Here is an 18,053-nt window from a genome sequence, read left to right on the forward strand (position 1 = left end):
TTGTAACAGTCGTTATTCGTGCATAATAAATTTATACAAATATTTTTTTTAATAATTGATATACATCTAATTAATTAAAAATTCAAAAATATCATTTATCAATTTCAGCCAAAATATAATTGTAAAATATTCTCGGAAATACGAAATTATTCATCTATAGAAATGATTTTTCAATTACATTTATAACCGAAAATATAACCAACTATGTATAAAATATATCCTGAAAAAAGATATAATGAGACATTAAAACTACTCCATAAATTCGCATCAACTGAAGATAAAATTCTTGATTTGGGTGTTAAAAATCCTTTTTCTGATGTGATGGAAGAAAACGGATACACCATTATTAATACTTCAGGCGAAGATTTAGATTATCATTATCATAATTTAAAGAATAATGATGTTACCTTTGTAACTGCATTAGAAATTTTAGAGCATTTAGTAAATCCGATGGAAGTTTTAAGAAATCTGCCTGGCGATAAATTATTAGCTACTATTCCTATGCGATTATGGTTTGCTCCTGCTTATCGAAATAAAAATGATCCAAGAGATGTGCATTATCACGAATTTGAAGATTGGCAATTTGATATGTTATTGGAAAAAGCCGGATGGAAAATTATTCATCGTCACAAATGGACACATCCTACAAATAAAATTGGAATACGTCCATTTTTAAGAAAAATTACACCCAGATATTATGCCGTTTACGCAGAACGAAACAAAGATTTCGAGTTTAAATAAATACTCAATTGTAATTCCAGCTCATAACGAAGAAGATTTTATTAAAATTACTTTGGATAGTTTGGTACATCAAACTGTAACACCTTATCAAGTTGTTGTTGTTAATGACAATTCTACTGATAATACACAATCTATTATTGAAGAATATGCGAAAAAATATGATTGGATTTCAATATTAAATCGAATTTCGAAGGGTGAACATCAACCAGGAAGTAAAGTAATTCAAACCTTTTTAGCTGGTTACGAAATTTTGAAAAAAGACTTCGATTTTATTGTAAAATTGGATGCTGATTTAGACATCCCTGCGAATTATTTCGAAACTATATTGATGCATTTCAATGCTAATTCAAAATATGGAATGGTTGGTGGATTTGCTTATATCGAGAAAAATGGGAATTGGATATTAGAAAATCTAACAGATAAAGATCATATTCGTGGTGCTTTTAAAGCTTATCGAAAAGAAACTTACGATCAAATTGGTGGATTACGTTCTCACATGGGTTGGGACACGGTAGATGAATTATTATGTCGTTATTATAATTGGGAAATTAAAACTGACGAAACTTTACAAATTAAACATCTAAAACCAACGGGAGCAGTTTATTCCAAAAGTGCTTTATACAAACAAGGAACTGCATATTATGCGCTTGGGTATGGATTTTGGATAACGCTTATCGCGGCTTCTAAATTAGCTTTACGCAAGAAAAAATTATCGTACATTGGATATTATATTCAAGGGTATTTACAAGCTTGGCAAAAAAAACAACCTAAAATGGTAACTGTAGAACAAGAAAGATTTATTCGTAATTACCGTTGGAAAAAAATGAAACAAAAATTATTTTAATGAAAAAACTCGTTTCCTTAATTCTTTTTATCTTATGCTCTTTCAGTTTTGCTCAGACAAAACTGATTACTGGTGCTGTGATTATAGATCAAGTAGACGAATATACTTCGCCATCCAATGTACGAATAGACAATTTGCGATCTTTTGCAAAAACTGTAACAAATGCAGACGGATATTATTCGATTCCCGTAATGGTTGGCGATACAATACAATTTAGTTCAAGCTATCTTGTTCCTCGTAAAATTGTTATTTCACAAAATTTATACGACAAAGGTGTTTTACAAGCCCATTTGGACGTAGAAACGATAGAATTAAGCGAAGCTTTGATTGGTGATTTAGATAAAAATTTGCGTAATAATTTACATTACAGACGAGATTTAAAGGGAGAAATTTATAATCAAATAGGTTTAAATCAAAGATTAAGAGATTTAGAACCTAAAAAAGATATTTCGAAATTTAGAGCGACTGATATTATGAATCCTGTTCGATTAATTGGTCATGTGAATGGTCATTATAAAAAACAACGTAAAATTCAATTATTCGAACGCAATCAAGGGATTCTGAATGAAGTGATTAATTATTTTCCTGACGAATTTTTTATTAATGATTTAAAAATTCCTGATTATAAAGTTCACGAATTTCTTCAATATGCAGATAAAAAAATTAATATTAAATCAAGAGTTCTGAATCGTCAATTTGAATTAATTGGCTTAGAACTTGAACCAATTGCCGAATTATACTTAAAAGAATTAAATCAATCATAATTCAAATACAACAGATGATATTTAAAATCTTAACATATTGATAAAATATCTACAAATATTCGTTAACATTTCTACCTTATCTATTGTTTCACTTATATTAGCAAGAGATTTAAAGCAGAAAAAGACAGATGTCTATAAGAAAGAAATCATTTTTATTATCGCTACTTTATATGGTATTTTTCTTGGTACCAAATCAAATAGATGCGCAACAAAAATGGATACAAGGAAATATTATTATTGATAATTCAGAAGAAGTTGCTGAAGGAGTTTATGTAACGAATAAAAGAACAAATCATACGACAAAAAGTAATTTTGCTGGTACTTTTTTTATGCAAGTTCAACCAAATGATACAATTATTTTCCGTTCAGATTGGTATGAAAATAGAAATATAATTCTTCGACCAGTTTTATACAATAAAGATCAAATTGTAGTTCATTTGGCAATCAAAACAATTAATTTAAGCGAAGCATTAATCACAAAAAAACTTACTGGAATACTTGAGAAAGATGTTGTTGTAGGAAAAAAAGAAGATGATGTTACTCGTATATATCGTTTGCTAAACATAAATCCAGACATTAAACCAATGAAGGATACAGCAGCTTTAAAAACTGGTTTATTTAATGGTGACATTCGATTAACTGGGATGGATGTAGGTCGTATTTATGATGTATTTTCTGGTGATCTTAGAAAACGAAAAGCTTTGATTGAGTATGAAACTAAAGCGTACAAAATTTCAGAAATTAGAGCTTATTATGGAGATAATTATTTTAAGATTGACTTGAATATTCCTGGCTACAAAATCAATGAATTTATTGAAACCGCTTTGTTAAATACGAACAACAAACAACATTTATTTAATCCTAATTATTTCTTAGTACAAACAATTTTGAAAGATTATAGTCAGAAATATATTGATGATTTATTCAAGTTGAGGATAAACAAGGAATACAAAAAAGAAATTGATGAAAAGGAGTTATTTATTGGTGTACCATTAGATTCGATACCGAGAGATTAAAATAAAAAGCGAACTTTATGAGTTCGCTTTTATTTTATATCGAATTTTGTTATTCTTCTAAATCATCTAACACACCTTTCAAAATATTACATCCTTTGATAATGTCTTCATCAGAAATATTAATTGGTGGCGTAATTCTTAAATTTTCAATACTATACATTAAAAAGAATAAAATTAAACCACGTTTCATACATTCTGCTTGAACTCTCAAAGTATATTCTGGCGAAGATAATTCTGGTGCTAACATTAGTCCACGACCATGAATAGTTTTGATTTTTGGATGCTTTAAATGTTCACGAAACAATGCTTCTTTACGATCAATATCTTGCATTAAATTCGTTTCTTCCAACTCTTCCAATAAAGCTAAAGCAGCTGCTGCAATTACAGGATTTCCACCAAATGTGGTAATATGTCCTAAATGTGGATTTTCCTTTAACGTGCTCATCACTTCATTAGAAGCCATAAAAGCACCAACAGGCAAACCACTAGCCATACCTTTTCCTATTGCCAAAATATCAGGCGTAACACCATAATGTTCAAAAGCAAAAAGTTTTCCTGTACGACCGAAACCAGGCTGAATTTCATCAAAAATCAACTTTGCTCCAACTTCCTCACAACGAGTTTTTAATTTTTTTAAATAATCATTTAGTGGAACTCTAAATCCAGATGCACCACGAATTGTTTCTACAATAACTCCAGCAGTTTTTGTTGTAATTCGTTGTAAATCATCTTCATTGTTAAACTCGATAAAATACACTTCTGGTAACAAAGGTCTAAAGGCAGCTTTTTTTCTTTCATCTCCAGAAACACTTAATGAACCATGCGTATTACCATGATATGCATTTCTGAAAGAAATAATTTCTTGACGACCTGTAGCTCTTTTAGCTAATTTTAACGATGCTTCAATTGCCTCTGTTCCTGAATTAACTAAATAAACTTGATCTAGACCATCTGGAGTCATGTCAACCAATTTCTTGCATAATGCAACTGGTTTTTCCTGTGCATATTCGCCATATACAGCAACATGCATGTATTTATTGACTTGATCTATAATCGCTTGATTAATGCGAGGATGACTATGCCCTAAAGTATTTACAGAAACTCCGGCAACAAAGTCTAAATACGCTTTGCCATCTTTCCCGTAGATATAAGATCCTTTTGCATAATCTACTTCAAAACCTGAAGCAAAATTTGTAGTTTGTGCTTGGTATTTAAAAAAACCTTCTTTTAAATTTTCCATTTATTTTAATAATAAAAATACCCCAATTCCTACTGTGGCGTAAGCTGCAACTGTTAATGCATCTGAACGACCTTTAGAGAATTGTCTTACTTTTAAATTTTGGATATCTTTTTCGTGAAATTTTAATTCTTTCTTTGGTTGACCTTTAACATGAGCCACTAATGTATCTCCTAGCCATTTTACAGCTTCCATTTTATATGTTTTGTCGAAAACTTCAGCTTGGTAATACCCTTTTTCTTTTATGATTGACTTTACAGAAATTTCTCCTGTAGAATTTGATTCTGTATTCTTTAAATTTGCAATTTTTGTAGAAGCACCAACTTTACCTTCATTCAACATATCTTGATTTGGGTCTGATGATTCTTTGGCTTGTTTTGCTGTTCTTACTGATGTTTCACGCAAAGACAAAGGCGAATTATTAGATTTTTCAACTGCTTGTGAATCTGTCTCTGGTTCATAAACTTTATACGAATAACAGCTACAAAGTACTAAAGATGAAACTAGTAGTAAGGTATATTTTTTCATGATTTATAGTGTCTAATCTATCAAAGATAGAAATATATTAAGGTTTAGTTATAAAAATATCTTTCCATGATTTTAGGCTTTCAGCAAAACGCCATTTAAAATCGGGTAAATATCTTAATTCCTCCGGAAATTTAGATTCTGGATATGTTTTTCCGTTCGCTTTTACGCTACAAGCTATTGTTTCAAACTCTTTTCCAACAACATCAACCTCAATAATACCACAATACGTTACATCGATTCCCATACGTTCTTTCAGTTTTGTTTTCTGATCTGTATCATCCATATAACTTAAAGCAACAGCATTTCCTACAACTCGCATAAAATCAATTTCGTCGTTATAAAAATATACCGTCATATCTTTTCCTTTCACTTGGTTAAATTCGTTTTCTTTTAAAGAATCTACTTTTGAAATTGCAAATGCATTCTCTAAAATATTAATAGAGTCGAATTTTTCTGTTTTAGGATTCAAATAACCTTTGATAAATTTACCAGATAACTGATTTTCACCAGAGAAAAATAAGGGATCTTTATGAAATTCTAATTCACCAATAGTTCTTTTATAAACTAATGAATCAGTTTTACCATTAACATTCGATTTGTAAAAACGAGCATTGTGAAAAGCTCTTACAATTTCAGTTGAATCTTTATCATGACGACGAACAGCCATTAAAGTATCCGCATGAATATAAAGAGAATCTTCCTCAAAGCCTTTTACAAAATATGCATCTTTTGTGAAGTAAACTGAATCGATTCCTGAACGAAATGCTTCAGCAAATTCTCCTTTGATAAACATTTTTTGTTCCGGATCATCAAGCGTTACATTTCCAGTTGCTTTTCCGTAACCAGTTTTATCGTTCGCATAAATATCCTTTGCCTTTAAAGTTTTTCCTTGGTAATGAATTTCAGAATTATCTCTTAACCAAACTTCACGCGTAATTTTATTAAAATCGCCATTATTCGTAATAACAAACTGAGTTGGATCTTTGCGTGAAGTAATTTTAGAATAATCTCTAAAAGTTGTTAAACCAGTTCTGTCATTCGTTGTCATTTTACGAGAATAGATTAAATAATCTTTCGACGTAATATAAACTTCCGAATTAAAAACAGCTCCGTTATCTTTTACGTTATAAACGGCGTCTTTTCCTTCTACTATCGTACCATCTTTGTCAATCGTTTTATAATTTCCAGGAACAGTTACAGTTTCTGTCTTACGATTATAGAAGATTTCGTTGGTATCAATATTATTTCCAGGACTACGAACGACTACATTTCCCAAAGCATGAGCAATTTCTGACGTACGATTATACTCCATGAAATCAGCATCAACAGAAGATGTTGCATCACGAAATTGTACATTATCCCAAGCTTTTGCAATTGTAGTATTGGCGTCATATTCCATTTTTTTAGCTGTAATATTTTTATCCTTACTAACTAAACGAACATTTGACCATACAACAGCTTTATTTTTGTCGTGATAATACACTGCACTATCACAATAAAGCATATCTCCGTTATGCTCTAATACTACATTTCCATGTATTAATTGATTACCTTCATAATCTGTTGGATTACGTTCGGCAACATCAAAATTCTTAAGATTTAATCGAGGTTTTTGCGGTTGAATCTGAGCAAAAGTCGAATAACAAAGAAGTAGTAATAAGAGCGAAAAACTATATTTCATTAATTGAAATTATTATGATTTCTTTTTCCCGTAAAAGTATAACGAGTGATTTTCGATTTCAATATCAAAAATTTCTTCAATCGTTTTTTTGATCGTTTGAATACGTGGATCGCAAAATTCTAAAACTTCTCCAGTATCCGTTAAAATAATGTGATCGTGATTCTTATCGAAATATGATTTCTCGTAATGAGCTTGTTGATCTCCAAATTGGTGTTTACGCACAAGTTTTGCATCCATTAATAATTCGATCGTATTATATAGAGTTGCACGAGATACGCGGTATTTTTTATTTTTCATTTTGATGTACAACATATCAATATCAAAATGATCATCTGTAAAATATATTTCTTCTAAAATAGCATAACGTTCTGGTGTTTTACGATGTCCATTATCTTCTAAGAACTTTGTAAAAACCTGTTTTACTGTTTCGTAGTTGCTTAATTTTACTGATTCGTCTGTCATAAAATAAATTTGCTGTAAATATATGAATTAAAATTAATCTAGATAAGCGTTTCAACGTCCTTTTCTAAACGAATATTCAATAATAATATAAGTTAAATCAATAAAAAAAAGCGACAAAATTTTGTCGCTTTTTTCTTTATGTTTTATTGTTAATTATCTTGTATATCTAACTAATAAATTTGTTGACCACGCTTCTCCATTCTCATGTAAAAATTGTAGCTGAATTTTATCATTACTAACTTTAGTAAATCTATAAATTACTTTATCGTTAGATGTATCAGGTTCTGGAGAATAATCAATATTAAATTCATAGATAGTTTCTGAAATTGTCGTTTCAGTTACTATTGTTGGTTGGTTTAATTCATTAATTCTTTGATTAATATTATCATTATAATCTTTTTCTAGATGTGCTTCTGGAAATACTTCTAAAAAATTATTTGTTTTAAATTGTAACAAATGATGTTCACCAGCAATTATTCCTAAGATCCATTTCCCTTGAATCCATGCTGGTGGATTAAAGTGTGTTCTGTTATTTACTTCATCAATTTCCTCAGTATCATCATCGGTACAAGAAGAAAAAGATGTGATAGTTGCTACCATAGAAAATGCAAACGCAAATCTAAATAGTTGTTTTTTCATTATGTATTATTGTGTTAATTGCTGCAAATATATTCTTTTATTAAACATTTAAAAATAAATAGATCTGAAACTTTAGGAAATTTTAAACCTCAGCTCCTATGATAAAGTAATCAGAAAACTTTAAATTTGCCAACGATGGAAAATTATTTAGACTTATTAAATGAGCCGCAAAGAAAAGCGGTGGAAGCAACAGAAGGTCCTGTAATGGTAATTGCAGGTGCTGGTTCTGGAAAAACGCGTGTACTTACGTACCGTATCGCGCATTTACTAAATAAAGGTGTAGATTCTTTCAACATCTTATCGCTAACTTTTACGAATAAGGCAGCGAAAGAAATGAAAGAACGTATTGCAAATGTGGTTGGCCATTCAGAAGCAAAAAATTTATGGATGGGAACTTTTCACTCGGTATTTGCTCGTATGCTGCGCGTTGAAGCTCCACTTTTAGGTTATCCATCAGATTTTACAATCTATGATCAACAAGATGCAGTATCTGTAATGTCTAAAATTATTACTGAAATGAATTTAGACAAGGATATTTATAAACCTAAACAAGTTTTAGGGCGTATCTCTCAATATAAAAATAATTTAATCACAGTTCGTGCATACCATAATAATCAAGCTTTAATAGAAGCTGATGCTGAGGCAATGAAACCACGTATGGGTGATATATATCGCGCTTACGTCGATCGTTGTTTTAAGTCAGGCGCAATGGATTTTGATGATTTGTTATTAAGAACTAACGAAATATTAACTCGTTTTCCTGAAGTTTTATCAAAATATCAAGAGCGTTTTAAATATATTATGGTAGATGAGTATCAGGATACCAATCATTCACAATATTTAATTGTAAAAGCTTTGGCTTCTCGTTATGAAAATATTTGTGTTGTTGGTGATGATGCGCAGTCTATTTATGCATTCCGTGGTGCTAATATTCGTAATATTCTATCTTTCAAACAAGATTATCCAGACGCACAATTATATCCTTTAGAACAAAATTATCGTTCGTCACAAAATATTGTTCAAGCTGCTAACACGATTATTGCTCATAATCAAGATCAGTTAGAAAAAAATGTTTGGACATCAAACGAGGAAGGTGAAAAAATTGCTGTTTATCGTGCATTATCAGACGCTGATGAAGCTCGCTATATTGCTTCTCAGATTTGGGAAAGACAAATTAGTGACCATCTACAACCGAAAGATTTTGCAATTTTGTATCGTACCAATGCACAATCTCGTGCGTTAGAAGAAGCTTTGCGTAAGCGTGGTATCAAATACCGTGTTTTTGGTGGAACATCATTTTACCAACGTAAAGAAATTAAAGATATGGTTGGATATATGCGCTTGTTAATTAATCAAAATGATGAAGAAGCGTTATTACGTACCATTAATTATCCAGCAAGAGGAATTGGGCAAACAACAATTTCTAAATTATTAGTTGCTGCAGATCAGCATCAATCAACTTTATTTAATATTGTTGAAAATATTTCGATGTATGCGCCAACAATTGGTATAAATGCTGGAACTTCAAATAAATTGAATGATTTTGCATTATTAATTAAACGTTTCCAAGTGATGCTTAAAACACATGATGTGTACGAAGTAACGATGGAAATGGCAAAAGCCACAGGTTTATTAAGAACTTTAAAAGAAGATTCTACACCGGAAGGAATTTCACGTTTAGAAAACGTACAAGAGTTATTAAACTCTATTCAAGGTTATGTTGACGAGCAAAAACAATTGGAAGATGGTGATGCTTCATTAAGTGGATTTTTAGAAAATATTGCATTAGCAACTGATGCTGATAATACGGATGAAGATGATAACCAAGTTAATTTAATGACTGTTCACTTAGCTAAAGGTTTAGAATTCCCTGTAGTTTTCATCGCTGGATTAGAAGAAAATCTATTTCCATCTATGATGGCTGTTAATACAAGAGCTGAATTAGAAGAAGAACGTCGATTATTTTATGTTGCTTTAACACGTGCAGAGAAAGTTGCTTATTTTACATATTCTGTTTCACGTTTTCGTTGGGGAAAAATTATTGATTGCGAACCATCTCGTTTCTTAGAAGAAGTTGACTCCAATTATTTAGATTGGAAGAATTTACATATTCCAACCCAAAGAAATTCTAATAACAGTGGCCTTTCGGCAGATTTATTTGGAGATGATAATTATTCTGCTCCAGCTCGATATTCGTCAGAATCAAGAGAAAAATCAGCAGCTAGACAAAACCCTAATATCAGAAGAGCAACACCTACTCCACCAAAAGCTAATTTCAAACCAGTTGGAGAAACAAAATCAACTTCAGCAAACACAGCAAATCATTTGGGATTACAAATTGGTCAAGTTGTTTTACACGATCGTTTTGGACGTGGTGAGGTTAAAGATTTACAAGGTGATCCATCTGACATGAAAGCTATCATTCATTTTGATACAGCAGGAGAAAAAAAGCTACTTCTTAATTTCGCAAAACTTAAAATAATATCTTAATCAAATAAGAAAATTATATAATTATCAAAAAAGCATACAAAATTGTATGCTTTTTTTTAATTTGTTAAAAATAGTTAAGAAACCATGTGAAATATTTGTAATTTTTTCTACAAATTAGCATCACAAATAAAACAAACACATGGACGCGATTATTCAATCGATTAATAATTATGTTTGGTCTACCGCACTTATTTCATTATGTGGTATAACTGGCATTTACTTTTCTGTAAGGTTAGGATTCTTACAATTTACTCACATCAAAGAAATGGTTCGCTTATTATTTAGTGGTAAAAAAACTGATAAAGGAATTACACCTTTTCAAGCTTTTTCATTAGCTATTTCAGGGCGAGTTGGAACTGGAAATATAATTGGTGTAGCAACAGCCATTGCAATGGGTGGTCCAGGTGCTATATTTTGGATGTGGTTTATTGCATTAATGGGTTCTGCATCAGCATTTGTTGAAGCAACTTTAGGACAAGTTTACAAACAAGAAATTGGTGGTGAATACCGTGGAGGTCCAGCTTATTATATCGAAAAAGGATTAGGAATTAAATGGTATGCGATTTTATTTGCAGTTGTAACCATTATTAGTACAGGATTCTTATTACCTGGTGTGCAAAGTAACAGTATCGCTTCGTCGATGAACAACGCTTTCCAAATCTCAACAACTTATGTTGGTGGAATTCCAATCAATTACATCGGATTAATAATAATTGCATTATTAGCGATAATCATTTTTGGAGGTGTTAAACGTTTAGGTCAAGCTTCAGAATACATCGTACCATTCATGGCTGGTGCTTATATTTTAATGGCTTTAGTAATTATTGGGTTGAATATTTCTCAAATTCCTTCAGTTTTAAAATTAATTTTTGCTTCAGCATTCAATATGGAATCATTATATAGCGGTGTTTTCGGAATGGCCATTGCATGGGGAATTAAGCGTGGAATTTACTCAAACGAAGCTGGTCAAGGTACTGCTCCACATGCGGCGGCGGCGGCAGAAGTATCTCATCCTGCACAACAAGGTTTAGTACAAGCTTTTTCTGTTTATATCGATACGTTATTTGTTTGTACAGCTACCGCTTTTATGATTTTATTTACAGGTCAGTATAATGTACAAAACGAAGCCGGTGAATTTATTGTACAAAATGTAGCAGGAAAAGATTACACAGGATTTACACAAGCTGCTGTTTCGCACCATTTCCCTTCAATTGGAAATGAATTTGTTGCATTTTCTTTATTCTTCTTCGCCTTTACTACAATTATGGCATATTACTATTATGCTGAAACTAATATCACTTATATTTTTAAAAATGGAAATACTAAAGTTGTTATTTGGATTTTACGCATTGTGTTCTTATTAGCTGTATATTATGGTACTGTAAAATCTGCAGAAACAGCTTGGGCTTTAGGTGATATCGGAGTTGGATTGATGGCTTGGGTTAATATTATAGCTATTTTACTTTTAGGTGGAGTTGCCATTAAAGTATGGAATGACTATCGTACGAAAAAGAAACAAGGTATTTTAAACCCTACTTTTAATGCGAAAGATGTAGGTATTAAAAATGCTGATTTTTGGAATAAATAATTTTAAAAATATAACACTAAAAAAGGGATTTCAATAAAATTGAAATCCCTTTTTTAATTGAAATCAAATTACAAAAACTTGATATAATTTATTTTATTTACGCTATTTTCTAATTGATTAATCTTAATTGTATTTTCTAAAGATTGTAAATTCTCGTTGCTAATTTTACTTAATTGATCAATTACATCTTGATGAATTTTATCTACCGACTTACTATCTTTCGCTTCGATTATATTATTCGATTTAGCCTCGTTTACAATTTTAGTTAAATTGGCTACATATGATTTATTAAATGAAATATAAAAATCATACGTACTTTTAAAACGATTCGCGTATTCTTCTAAATTTTCAAAATTATTATTAATGGTAAAAACAGATGGTTCAGATTGTAATAGAATCTCAATGTTCTTATGCTTAGACGATAATTTTGTTAAATGTGCTAAAACAAAGTCAGAATTCATATCCTCTAATAAGTAATTTAAATAGGCATCAATCGTCTCTGTTTTTTCGTTTCGAGGTCTTACATTTAAACCTAAATTTTCACGAATCACAACAACGTCTTTCACCATATCTTGCTGGATACTTTCTAAACCTTTTACGTAAGTTGTGTTATTTACGCTTAACTCTTGATTTTGAGCAGACATTTCGTTGAAATACTTTAAATATTTACTGATGTCTTTTTCAAATTTCTGTATGTTAGCTAACTCACTTTCTTTCGCTGTCGCTTCATTTGTATACAAAATATTTAATACAGAATTTGTAACCGTTGAAGCTTGAGAAGCTATCGGAACTAATTGAATTAAAGGACTTGTTGTAATCGCCTCAATTATCTTTGCAAACTTAGGCTGCTTCTTCTTATCTGTAAAATTAGATTTGTATGAACTTTCTATTTTATCTTTAAAAGAAAATCCAAGTGGATTATCTGTAATTCCACTCAAAGAATTAGTGTAATTCACATAAGTTGCTGTTTTAGAAACTGTTTTTAAAATCTGGATTTTATCATTCAAATGACGATAACTTTCAACACCATTTATGATATTGTTTTTTATCGTAGTCCACTTTGTACTATTATTGTAATTATTATTTTTTTGTAAAGAATTTAATAACTCCTCGTGTAATTTTATCGTATGTTGTAAAGATTCTTTATCATTTTTTAATTGATTAATTTCTAAACGATATTGATCCAATAATTTTGAAGTTTGATCTTCGGTTTGCAGAGTAATTTCTTCCTGTGCCAACGCAAAGTTTGCACATAAAAAACTTAACAATAAAAATCGATTTTTCATATTATAATAATAGTTTGAACAAATATATTGAATATTCAATTTTGACCAAGAAAAACTTAAAAAAGAGAGGTGTAACAAAAATGTTACACCTCATATAGTTAATAAAGTGGATAAAATAAATTATGCCTTTACAAATTCTAGATTAACGATTAATTTTACTTTATCAGAAACCACTAAACCACCTGCTTCAGTAGTAGCAGTCCAAGATAAACCAAAATCTTTACGATTAATTTCACCTTCAAACTCAAAACCTACTCTTGTCATTCCCCATGGATCTACAATTTCACCTCCAAAATCAGCAGATAAAACAATAGGTTGTTTAGTTCCCTTAATTTCAATCTCTCCTGCAATTTTTCCATCTACAATTCCTGACGTAGATTCAAATTTAATTTGTGGATATTGATCTGCTGAAAAGAAATCTTCCGATTTTAAATGAGTATCACGATCAGCATTTTTTGTATTAATTGATGCAACATCTGCTGTAAATGCAAATTTTGCATCTGAAAAATCATTCGCTAATGATTCAGCATTCGCTGAAAATTGATCAAAACTACCTGTAACAGTAGAAATAACCATATGTTTTACTTTAAATTGTACTTCTGAGTGAGAAGCATCTAAATTCCATTGTGTCATGTTATGTCGTTTATGTTGATTAATTATTTTGCTTTTGGTGTTGCAAATTCAAGGTTTGATGTTAAGGTAACAACATCACCAACTACTGCATCTGGAATTGAAGTTCCTACATTAAAATCACTTCTTTTGATTTTTCCTTTTACTGTGAAACCGTATGTTTTAACCCCTTGGTTATCTACACTTCCATTGTAAATTAAATTTAAAACAACTGGTTTAGTAACACCATTTAATGATAAATCTCCAGATAATTTGTATTGATTTCCTTTAACTTTAGAAATAGATTTTGATGAAAACTCTAATTTACCGTTTTTAGCAACATTGAAGAAATCAGCTGACTTTAAGTGATTATCACGTGCTTCAATTCCTGTATTAATCGATGCTACATCAGCAACAACATGGAATTTAGCATCTGATAAATCAGCTTTAGTAAAGTTTAAATGAACATCAAAATTTTTAAATTCTCCACTAACGTCAGAGATTGTTAAGTGAGGAACTGAGAAATTTAATTGAGAGTGATATTTATCGTTTGTATAGTTTTGAGCAAAAGCTGTTGCAGACATAGCTACGAACATTGCAGATAATAATAATTTTTTCATTGTATTTTGTTTCACTTTAATAATTGAACAAGGCAAATGTAGAATGGTTTTTTCTACAGAATATTGATGTAAGTCAAGAAATTAATTTTTTAAAAAATTATCTTGAATGATCCATAAAACCTCTCAATAAATATTCCAAAATAGATGAAAATCAAATTATTACAATAAAAAAACACTTACAAATTTGTAAGTGTTTTTTTTTATTTGATCGGGCTAAAGTACCAATACGTTGAAGTTTTTTTATTTTCTACTTCTAAATACTCCGGAGTTGCCTGTGGCATTAGATGTAATTCTTCAGACTTTTTTAAATCTGTTAAGATTTGACGTAAAGGATAACCTTTTTTTCGATCGTGTGGAAAATATCCTTTTTCGATTAAAAATGGCATCATATCCTTCGTTTTTACACGCTCTAAGTTATTTTCAATTAAATAAGCTTGAATATCAGCACTCATTTTTTTCACGATTTCACGATCGATTTGTTCGTATGTATTTTTCTTCATATAATATTATTACCAATTCCCATTCATGTGCGTCAAGATCATTGGACCTTCAGAAGTTACTAAAACAGTATGTTCATGTTGTGCAAAAACTCCTGGTTCATTTCCAATCATTGTCCAACCATCAGCCTGTTCTATTGCTTCGTATGAGTTTTCTGAAATAAAAGTTTCTAATGCGATAACCGAATTTTTACGTAATCGACGTTTATCATCAGGATCACGAAAGTTTAATAAATCTAAGGGTTCTTCATGTAACGAACGACCAACGCCATGACCTGTTAAATTTTCTATTACACTAAATTTATGTTTTTTAGCTTCCTTTTCAATAATTCCACCAATATCAGCAATTTTAACACCAGATTTTACTGCATTAATCGCTTTTTGTAAAGCTGAAATTGAAGCATCAACAATTTTTTGATACCCATTAATATCATCTCCAACAACAATAGAACCACCATTATCAGCCCAAAAACCATTTAATTCAGCTGAAACATCAATATTAATTACGTCACCTTCCATTATGATTTTATCCGCTTTTGGAATTCCGTGACAGATTTCTTCATTAACGCTCAAACAAGTAAAACCTGGAAATTTATATGTTTCATAAGGTGCAGATTTAGCTCCAAATTTTTCTAAAATTTTAGAACCATATATATCTAACTCCAAAGTTGACATTCCTGGTTTAACATAATCTTTCATTTCTTTAAGAGTAATTGCAACAGCTTCACTCACTGCTTTCATACCAATTAACTCTTCTTCAGTCTCTATAATCATTACTACAACTACTTTTTGATTTCAAATTCAGAAATCGAATGCAAAATTACGGTTATTCATTCAGTTTATCATTCATAATTTTAGTTTTCCCTGAATTATATGATAATTAAAACAAGAAGGACAAAAAATTTCAAAATTTCTGTAACTTATATATAAACAAAAAACCTTCTGTATTTTCAGACAGAAGGTTTTAACTTGAAAAATTATAAAAAACATTAATTATCATAAAAAGCAAAACAGATTACAATTCGTTTTCTTCTACATTTTCGTAATCAAAAGCTTGTTTTTTATTGTCATTAACTATCATGAATCTATCTTCGATAATTTCAAATGGAATTATTTCTTTCTGAAATAATATTTCGCCAGATATTAATGAAATTCCACCTTCATTTAAACTCTGACTCCAAACTTCGATAAATTTTTTATCCATATTATTAGATGTCCAATACCAAATTCCTAAAATTCGGTTAGTACTTTTATCGAAAGCTATCTGAAACCACTCACTATTAACGTCTTTTGAAAAACCATCAGATCTATATATATTTCCAAATGGTTTTCCTGTATTATTTTCGTTAAATTTAATTTTATTATTAATACTTGATTCGTTTATAGTGTAATCTTTTATTGATTCATTTTCTGCTAATTGACAACTTGAAATAAAAATTACACAAAAAAAAATTACAATATTTAAATACATAAATCTACATTATAAGCTTTTAATTATAATTGAGATTACCTTGATAATCGCATCAAAATTAAATAACTTATAAAGAGATTTAATTAATGATACATAAAAGTTTAGTTAGTTAGGAAAATCTTATTTTCTTGAACAAATATAGCCACCCAATCCTTTCGTTTTTATATGAATTAATGAATCATTGTTTTTAATTAACCAAATAGGTATTTTAGACAATTAAAAGTATTTAATCCTGAATCTTTAAATTTGTTGAAAACAGATTATGGATTTGAAATTATATGATGAAGAATTTGATGACTTTAAAATATTTTGCCTCGAAGGCGTTAAAGACATTGAGGATGAAGAAAAATCAAAATTATATCCTTTTTTAGAACATTTAGCTCTAAATAAAGGAATTACGAATGTTTATCAGGCTTGTGATAGTTTTGAAGGTTTTGAAGAAAGCATCTCAAATTTATTGTTTCATGATCGATATTTTAGGGAATATCAAATCATTTATCTGGTTTTTAATGGACAAAATCACAACATCGAAATTGATGGATATTATTATTCTTTAGAGGAAATTTCTGAATTATTTCAGGGTCGATTGACTGACAAAATCATCCATTTTTCTAACACCAAATGTTTAGATCTTGAGGATGATACATTTCAATATTTTTTAGACGTTACAGGTGCAAAAGCTGTATCTGGTTATGTAAATGAAGCTCCGATATTAAGCACAATTTTGGATCAACATTTTTTTGAATTTGCGAAAGAATTTTATGATCCTGTAGAATTGGTTGAAAATTTATTCGAAAAACATTATAATTTGTGCGTTAAAATGGGTTTTAGACTATATTATTAATTTAATAAAAATCATTTCATTACAATTTGTTAATTGACATAAATCAATTAATCGTTGGTTTAATTTACCTTAAATTTGCAAACAAATTAGATTATAAATGTCATTAATAGATAATTTACAGTGGAGATATGCCACAAAAAAATATGATTCATCTCTAAAAGTAAATGAAACTGATGTTCAAAAAATTGTAGAAGCTGCACGTTTAGCACCAACTTCTTCAGGTTTACAACAATTTCGTGTTCTTGTAATATCTAATCAGACAATTAAAGATAAATTAGTTGAAGTATCATTTGGACAAGAAATTGTAAAAGATTGCTCGCATTTGTTAGTCTTTGCTTCTTGGGAAAAATATACCGAAGATCTTATAGATAATGCCGCTGATTTTTCTACAGACGTTAGAGAATTACCTCGTGGACAATTTAGCTCTTATACAGAAAAATTAAAACGTGTATTATTATCACAATCAATAGAAGAAAATTTTTCACACACAGCTAAACAAGCTTACATTGGTATGGCAATGTCAATAGCGCAAGCTGCAGAGTTAAAAATAGATGCTACACCTATGGAAGGTTTTGAAAATGATAAAGTTGATGAAATTTTAGATTTAAAATCGAAAGGTTTAAAAAGCGTTTTGATGTTACCTATAGGTTATAGAGATATGGAAAATGATTGGAATGCAAATTTGAAAAAAGTTCGTATTCCAATGGAAGAATTTGCAATAGAAATCAAATAAAAA

At 30.0% G+C, this 18,053-nt stretch carries 19 protein-coding genes; 8 read left to right on the forward strand and 11 right to left on the reverse strand.

Annotated elements, in window-relative coordinates:
• The first annotated feature begins 204 nt into the window (after positions 1 to 204).
• The 4 genes from J9309_RS12475 to J9309_RS12490 all read left to right on the forward strand — a co-directional run bounded on the left by J9309_RS12475 (position 205) and on the right by J9309_RS12490 (position 3,365).
• Positions 205 to 741: a class I SAM-dependent methyltransferase gene (locus tag J9309_RS12475; RefSeq protein WP_230476213.1), complete on the forward strand. Its 537-nt coding sequence runs from the start codon at positions 205 to 207 to the stop codon at positions 739 to 741.
• A complete protein-coding gene (locus J9309_RS12480) occupies positions 698 to 1,585 on the forward strand; it encodes a glycosyltransferase (protein WP_230476214.1) in 888 nt (295 codons plus the stop codon). The genes J9309_RS12475 and J9309_RS12480 overlap by 44 nt, the downstream gene beginning before the upstream one ends.
• Complete coding sequence (locus J9309_RS12485) at positions 1,585 to 2,349, forward strand: hypothetical protein (protein ID WP_230476215.1); 765 nt, start codon at positions 1,585 to 1,587, stop codon at positions 2,347 to 2,349. The genes J9309_RS12480 and J9309_RS12485 overlap by 1 nt, the downstream gene beginning before the upstream one ends.
• Positions 2,350 to 2,477: 128 nt before the next feature.
• Positions 2,478 to 3,365: a hypothetical protein gene (locus J9309_RS12490; protein WP_230476216.1), complete on the forward strand. Its 888-nt coding sequence runs from the start codon at positions 2,478 to 2,480 to the stop codon at positions 3,363 to 3,365.
• A 49-nt stretch (positions 3,366 to 3,414) separates the two neighbouring features.
• On the opposite strand, the gene J9309_RS12495 is transcribed toward J9309_RS12490, so the two are convergent.
• The 5 genes from J9309_RS12495 to J9309_RS12515 all read right to left on the reverse strand — a co-directional run bounded on the left by J9309_RS12495 (position 3,415) and on the right by J9309_RS12515 (position 7,912).
• On the reverse strand, positions 3,415 to 4,605 hold the full coding sequence (locus J9309_RS12495) for an aspartate aminotransferase family protein (protein ID WP_230476217.1): 1,191 nt from the start codon (positions 4,603 to 4,605) through the stop codon (positions 3,415 to 3,417).
• Entirely contained in the window at positions 4,606 to 5,130 is a 525-nt protein-coding gene (locus J9309_RS12500) for a hypothetical protein (protein WP_230476218.1), read from the reverse strand. It abuts the gene before it with no gap.
• 37 nt (positions 5,131 to 5,167) lie between these two features.
• A complete protein-coding gene (locus tag J9309_RS12505) occupies positions 5,168 to 6,811 on the reverse strand; it encodes an OstA-like protein (RefSeq protein ID WP_230476219.1) in 1,644 nt (547 codons plus the stop codon).
• A gap of 12 nt (positions 6,812 to 6,823) precedes the next feature.
• Complete coding sequence (locus J9309_RS12510) at positions 6,824 to 7,273, reverse strand: Fur family transcriptional regulator (protein ID WP_230476220.1); 450 nt, start codon at positions 7,271 to 7,273, stop codon at positions 6,824 to 6,826.
• A 153-nt stretch (positions 7,274 to 7,426) separates the two neighbouring features.
• Positions 7,427 to 7,912, reverse strand: coding sequence for a hypothetical protein (locus J9309_RS12515; protein ID WP_230476221.1), 486 nt, complete (start codon positions 7,910 to 7,912; stop codon positions 7,427 to 7,429).
• A gap of 135 nt (positions 7,913 to 8,047) precedes the next feature.
• Here J9309_RS12515 and J9309_RS12520 point away from each other — a divergent pair, with 135 nt between their 5' ends.
• Entirely contained in the window at positions 8,048 to 10,402 is a 2,355-nt protein-coding gene (locus J9309_RS12520; protein WP_230476222.1) for an ATP-dependent helicase, read from the forward strand.
• Positions 10,403 to 10,541: 139 nt separating this feature from the next.
• Positions 10,542 to 11,990, forward strand: coding sequence for an alanine/glycine:cation symporter family protein (locus J9309_RS12525; RefSeq protein ID WP_230476223.1), 1,449 nt, complete (start codon positions 10,542 to 10,544; stop codon positions 11,988 to 11,990).
• Positions 11,991 to 12,058: 68 nt separating this feature from the next.
• Here the strand turns inward: J9309_RS12525 and J9309_RS12530 are convergent, their stop codons facing one another.
• From J9309_RS12530 to J9309_RS12555, 6 genes are all read right to left on the reverse strand, one after another.
• Complete coding sequence (locus J9309_RS12530; RefSeq protein ID WP_230476224.1) at positions 12,059 to 13,276, reverse strand: hypothetical protein; 1,218 nt, start codon at positions 13,274 to 13,276, stop codon at positions 12,059 to 12,061.
• 120 nt (positions 13,277 to 13,396) lie between these two features.
• Positions 13,397 to 13,909 (reverse strand): YceI family protein, encoded by a 513-nt coding sequence (locus J9309_RS12535; RefSeq protein WP_230476225.1) that lies wholly within the window; start codon positions 13,907 to 13,909, stop codon positions 13,397 to 13,399.
• Between the two features lie 23 nt (positions 13,910 to 13,932).
• On the reverse strand, positions 13,933 to 14,505 hold the full coding sequence (locus J9309_RS12540) for a YceI family protein (protein ID WP_230476226.1): 573 nt from the start codon (positions 14,503 to 14,505) through the stop codon (positions 13,933 to 13,935).
• A gap of 200 nt (positions 14,506 to 14,705) precedes the next feature.
• On the reverse strand, positions 14,706 to 15,005 hold the full coding sequence (locus tag J9309_RS12545) for a hypothetical protein (protein ID WP_230476227.1): 300 nt from the start codon (positions 15,003 to 15,005) through the stop codon (positions 14,706 to 14,708).
• A 9-nt stretch (positions 15,006 to 15,014) separates the two neighbouring features.
• Positions 15,015 to 15,776 carry a type I methionyl aminopeptidase gene (map, locus tag J9309_RS12550; protein WP_230476228.1) on the reverse strand — a complete coding sequence of 254 codons (762 nt, stop codon included), beginning with the start codon at positions 15,774 to 15,776 and terminating at the stop codon, positions 15,015 to 15,017.
• A 241-nt stretch (positions 15,777 to 16,017) separates the two neighbouring features.
• Positions 16,018 to 16,473 (reverse strand): hypothetical protein, encoded by a 456-nt coding sequence (locus tag J9309_RS12555; protein ID WP_230476229.1) that lies wholly within the window; start codon positions 16,471 to 16,473, stop codon positions 16,018 to 16,020.
• A gap of 262 nt (positions 16,474 to 16,735) precedes the next feature.
• Between J9309_RS12555 and J9309_RS12560 the strand changes: the two genes are divergently transcribed.
• Positions 16,736 to 17,317 carry a DUF6642 family protein gene (locus J9309_RS12560; RefSeq protein ID WP_230476230.1) on the forward strand — a complete coding sequence of 194 codons (582 nt, stop codon included), beginning with the start codon at positions 16,736 to 16,738 and terminating at the stop codon, positions 17,315 to 17,317.
• A gap of 97 nt (positions 17,318 to 17,414) precedes the next feature.
• Positions 17,415 to 18,050, forward strand: a complete 636-nt coding sequence (locus J9309_RS12565; RefSeq protein ID WP_230476231.1) for an NAD(P)H-dependent oxidoreductase — start codon at positions 17,415 to 17,417, stop codon at positions 18,048 to 18,050.
• Positions 18,051 to 18,053: the final 3 nt, after the last annotated feature.

Source organism: Faecalibacter bovis, assembly GCF_017948305.1.
GTDB classification, from domain to species: Bacteria; Bacteroidota; Bacteroidia; order Flavobacteriales; family Weeksellaceae; genus Empedobacter; species Empedobacter bovis.

Bases quoted from the DNA above. Each gene is read 5' to 3' on its own strand.
- J9309_RS12515 (WP_230476221.1), bottom strand. From the start codon at position 7,912: ATGAAAAAACAACTATTTAGATTTGCGTTTGCATTTTCTATGGTAGCA.
- J9309_RS12475 (WP_230476213.1), top strand. From the start codon at position 205: ATGTATAAAATATATCCTGAAAAAAGATATAATGAGACATTAAAACTA.
- J9309_RS12480 (WP_230476214.1), top strand. From the start codon at position 698: ATGCCGTTTACGCAGAACGAAACAAAGATTTCGAGTTTAAATAAATAC.
- J9309_RS12510 (WP_230476220.1), bottom strand. From the start codon at position 7,273: ATGACAGACGAATCAGTAAAATTAAGCAACTACGAAACAGTAAAACAG.
- J9309_RS12530 (WP_230476224.1), bottom strand. From the start codon at position 13,276: ATGAAAAATCGATTTTTATTGTTAAGTTTTTTATGTGCAAACTTTGCG.
- J9309_RS12485 (WP_230476215.1), top strand. From the start codon at position 1,585: ATGAAAAAACTCGTTTCCTTAATTCTTTTTATCTTATGCTCTTTCAGT.
- map (WP_230476228.1), bottom strand. From the start codon at position 15,776: ATGATTATAGAGACTGAAGAAGAGTTAATTGGTATGAAAGCAGTGAGT.
- J9309_RS12565 (WP_230476231.1), top strand. From the start codon at position 17,415: ATGTCATTAATAGATAATTTACAGTGGAGATATGCCACAAAAAAATAT.
- J9309_RS12490 (WP_230476216.1), top strand. From the start codon at position 2,478: ATGTCTATAAGAAAGAAATCATTTTTATTATCGCTACTTTATATGGTA.
- J9309_RS12500 (WP_230476218.1), bottom strand. From the start codon at position 5,130: ATGAAAAAATATACCTTACTACTAGTTTCATCTTTAGTACTTTGTAGC.
- J9309_RS12540 (WP_230476226.1), bottom strand. From the start codon at position 14,505: ATGAAAAAATTATTATTATCTGCAATGTTCGTAGCTATGTCTGCAACA.
- J9309_RS12555 (WP_230476229.1), bottom strand. From the start codon at position 16,473: ATGTATTTAAATATTGTAATTTTTTTTTGTGTAATTTTTATTTCAAGT.
- J9309_RS12505 (WP_230476219.1), bottom strand. From the start codon at position 6,811: ATGAAATATAGTTTTTCGCTCTTATTACTACTTCTTTGTTATTCGACT.
- J9309_RS12535 (WP_230476225.1), bottom strand. From the start codon at position 13,909: ATGACACAATGGAATTTAGATGCTTCTCACTCAGAAGTACAATTTAAA.
- J9309_RS12495 (WP_230476217.1), bottom strand. From the start codon at position 4,605: ATGGAAAATTTAAAAGAAGGTTTTTTTAAATACCAAGCACAAACTACA.
- J9309_RS12525 (WP_230476223.1), top strand. From the start codon at position 10,542: ATGGACGCGATTATTCAATCGATTAATAATTATGTTTGGTCTACCGCA.
- J9309_RS12520 (WP_230476222.1), top strand. From the start codon at position 8,048: ATGGAAAATTATTTAGACTTATTAAATGAGCCGCAAAGAAAAGCGGTG.
- J9309_RS12545 (WP_230476227.1), bottom strand. From the start codon at position 15,005: ATGAAGAAAAATACATACGAACAAATCGATCGTGAAATCGTGAAAAAA.
- J9309_RS12560 (WP_230476230.1), top strand. From the start codon at position 16,736: ATGGATTTGAAATTATATGATGAAGAATTTGATGACTTTAAAATATTT.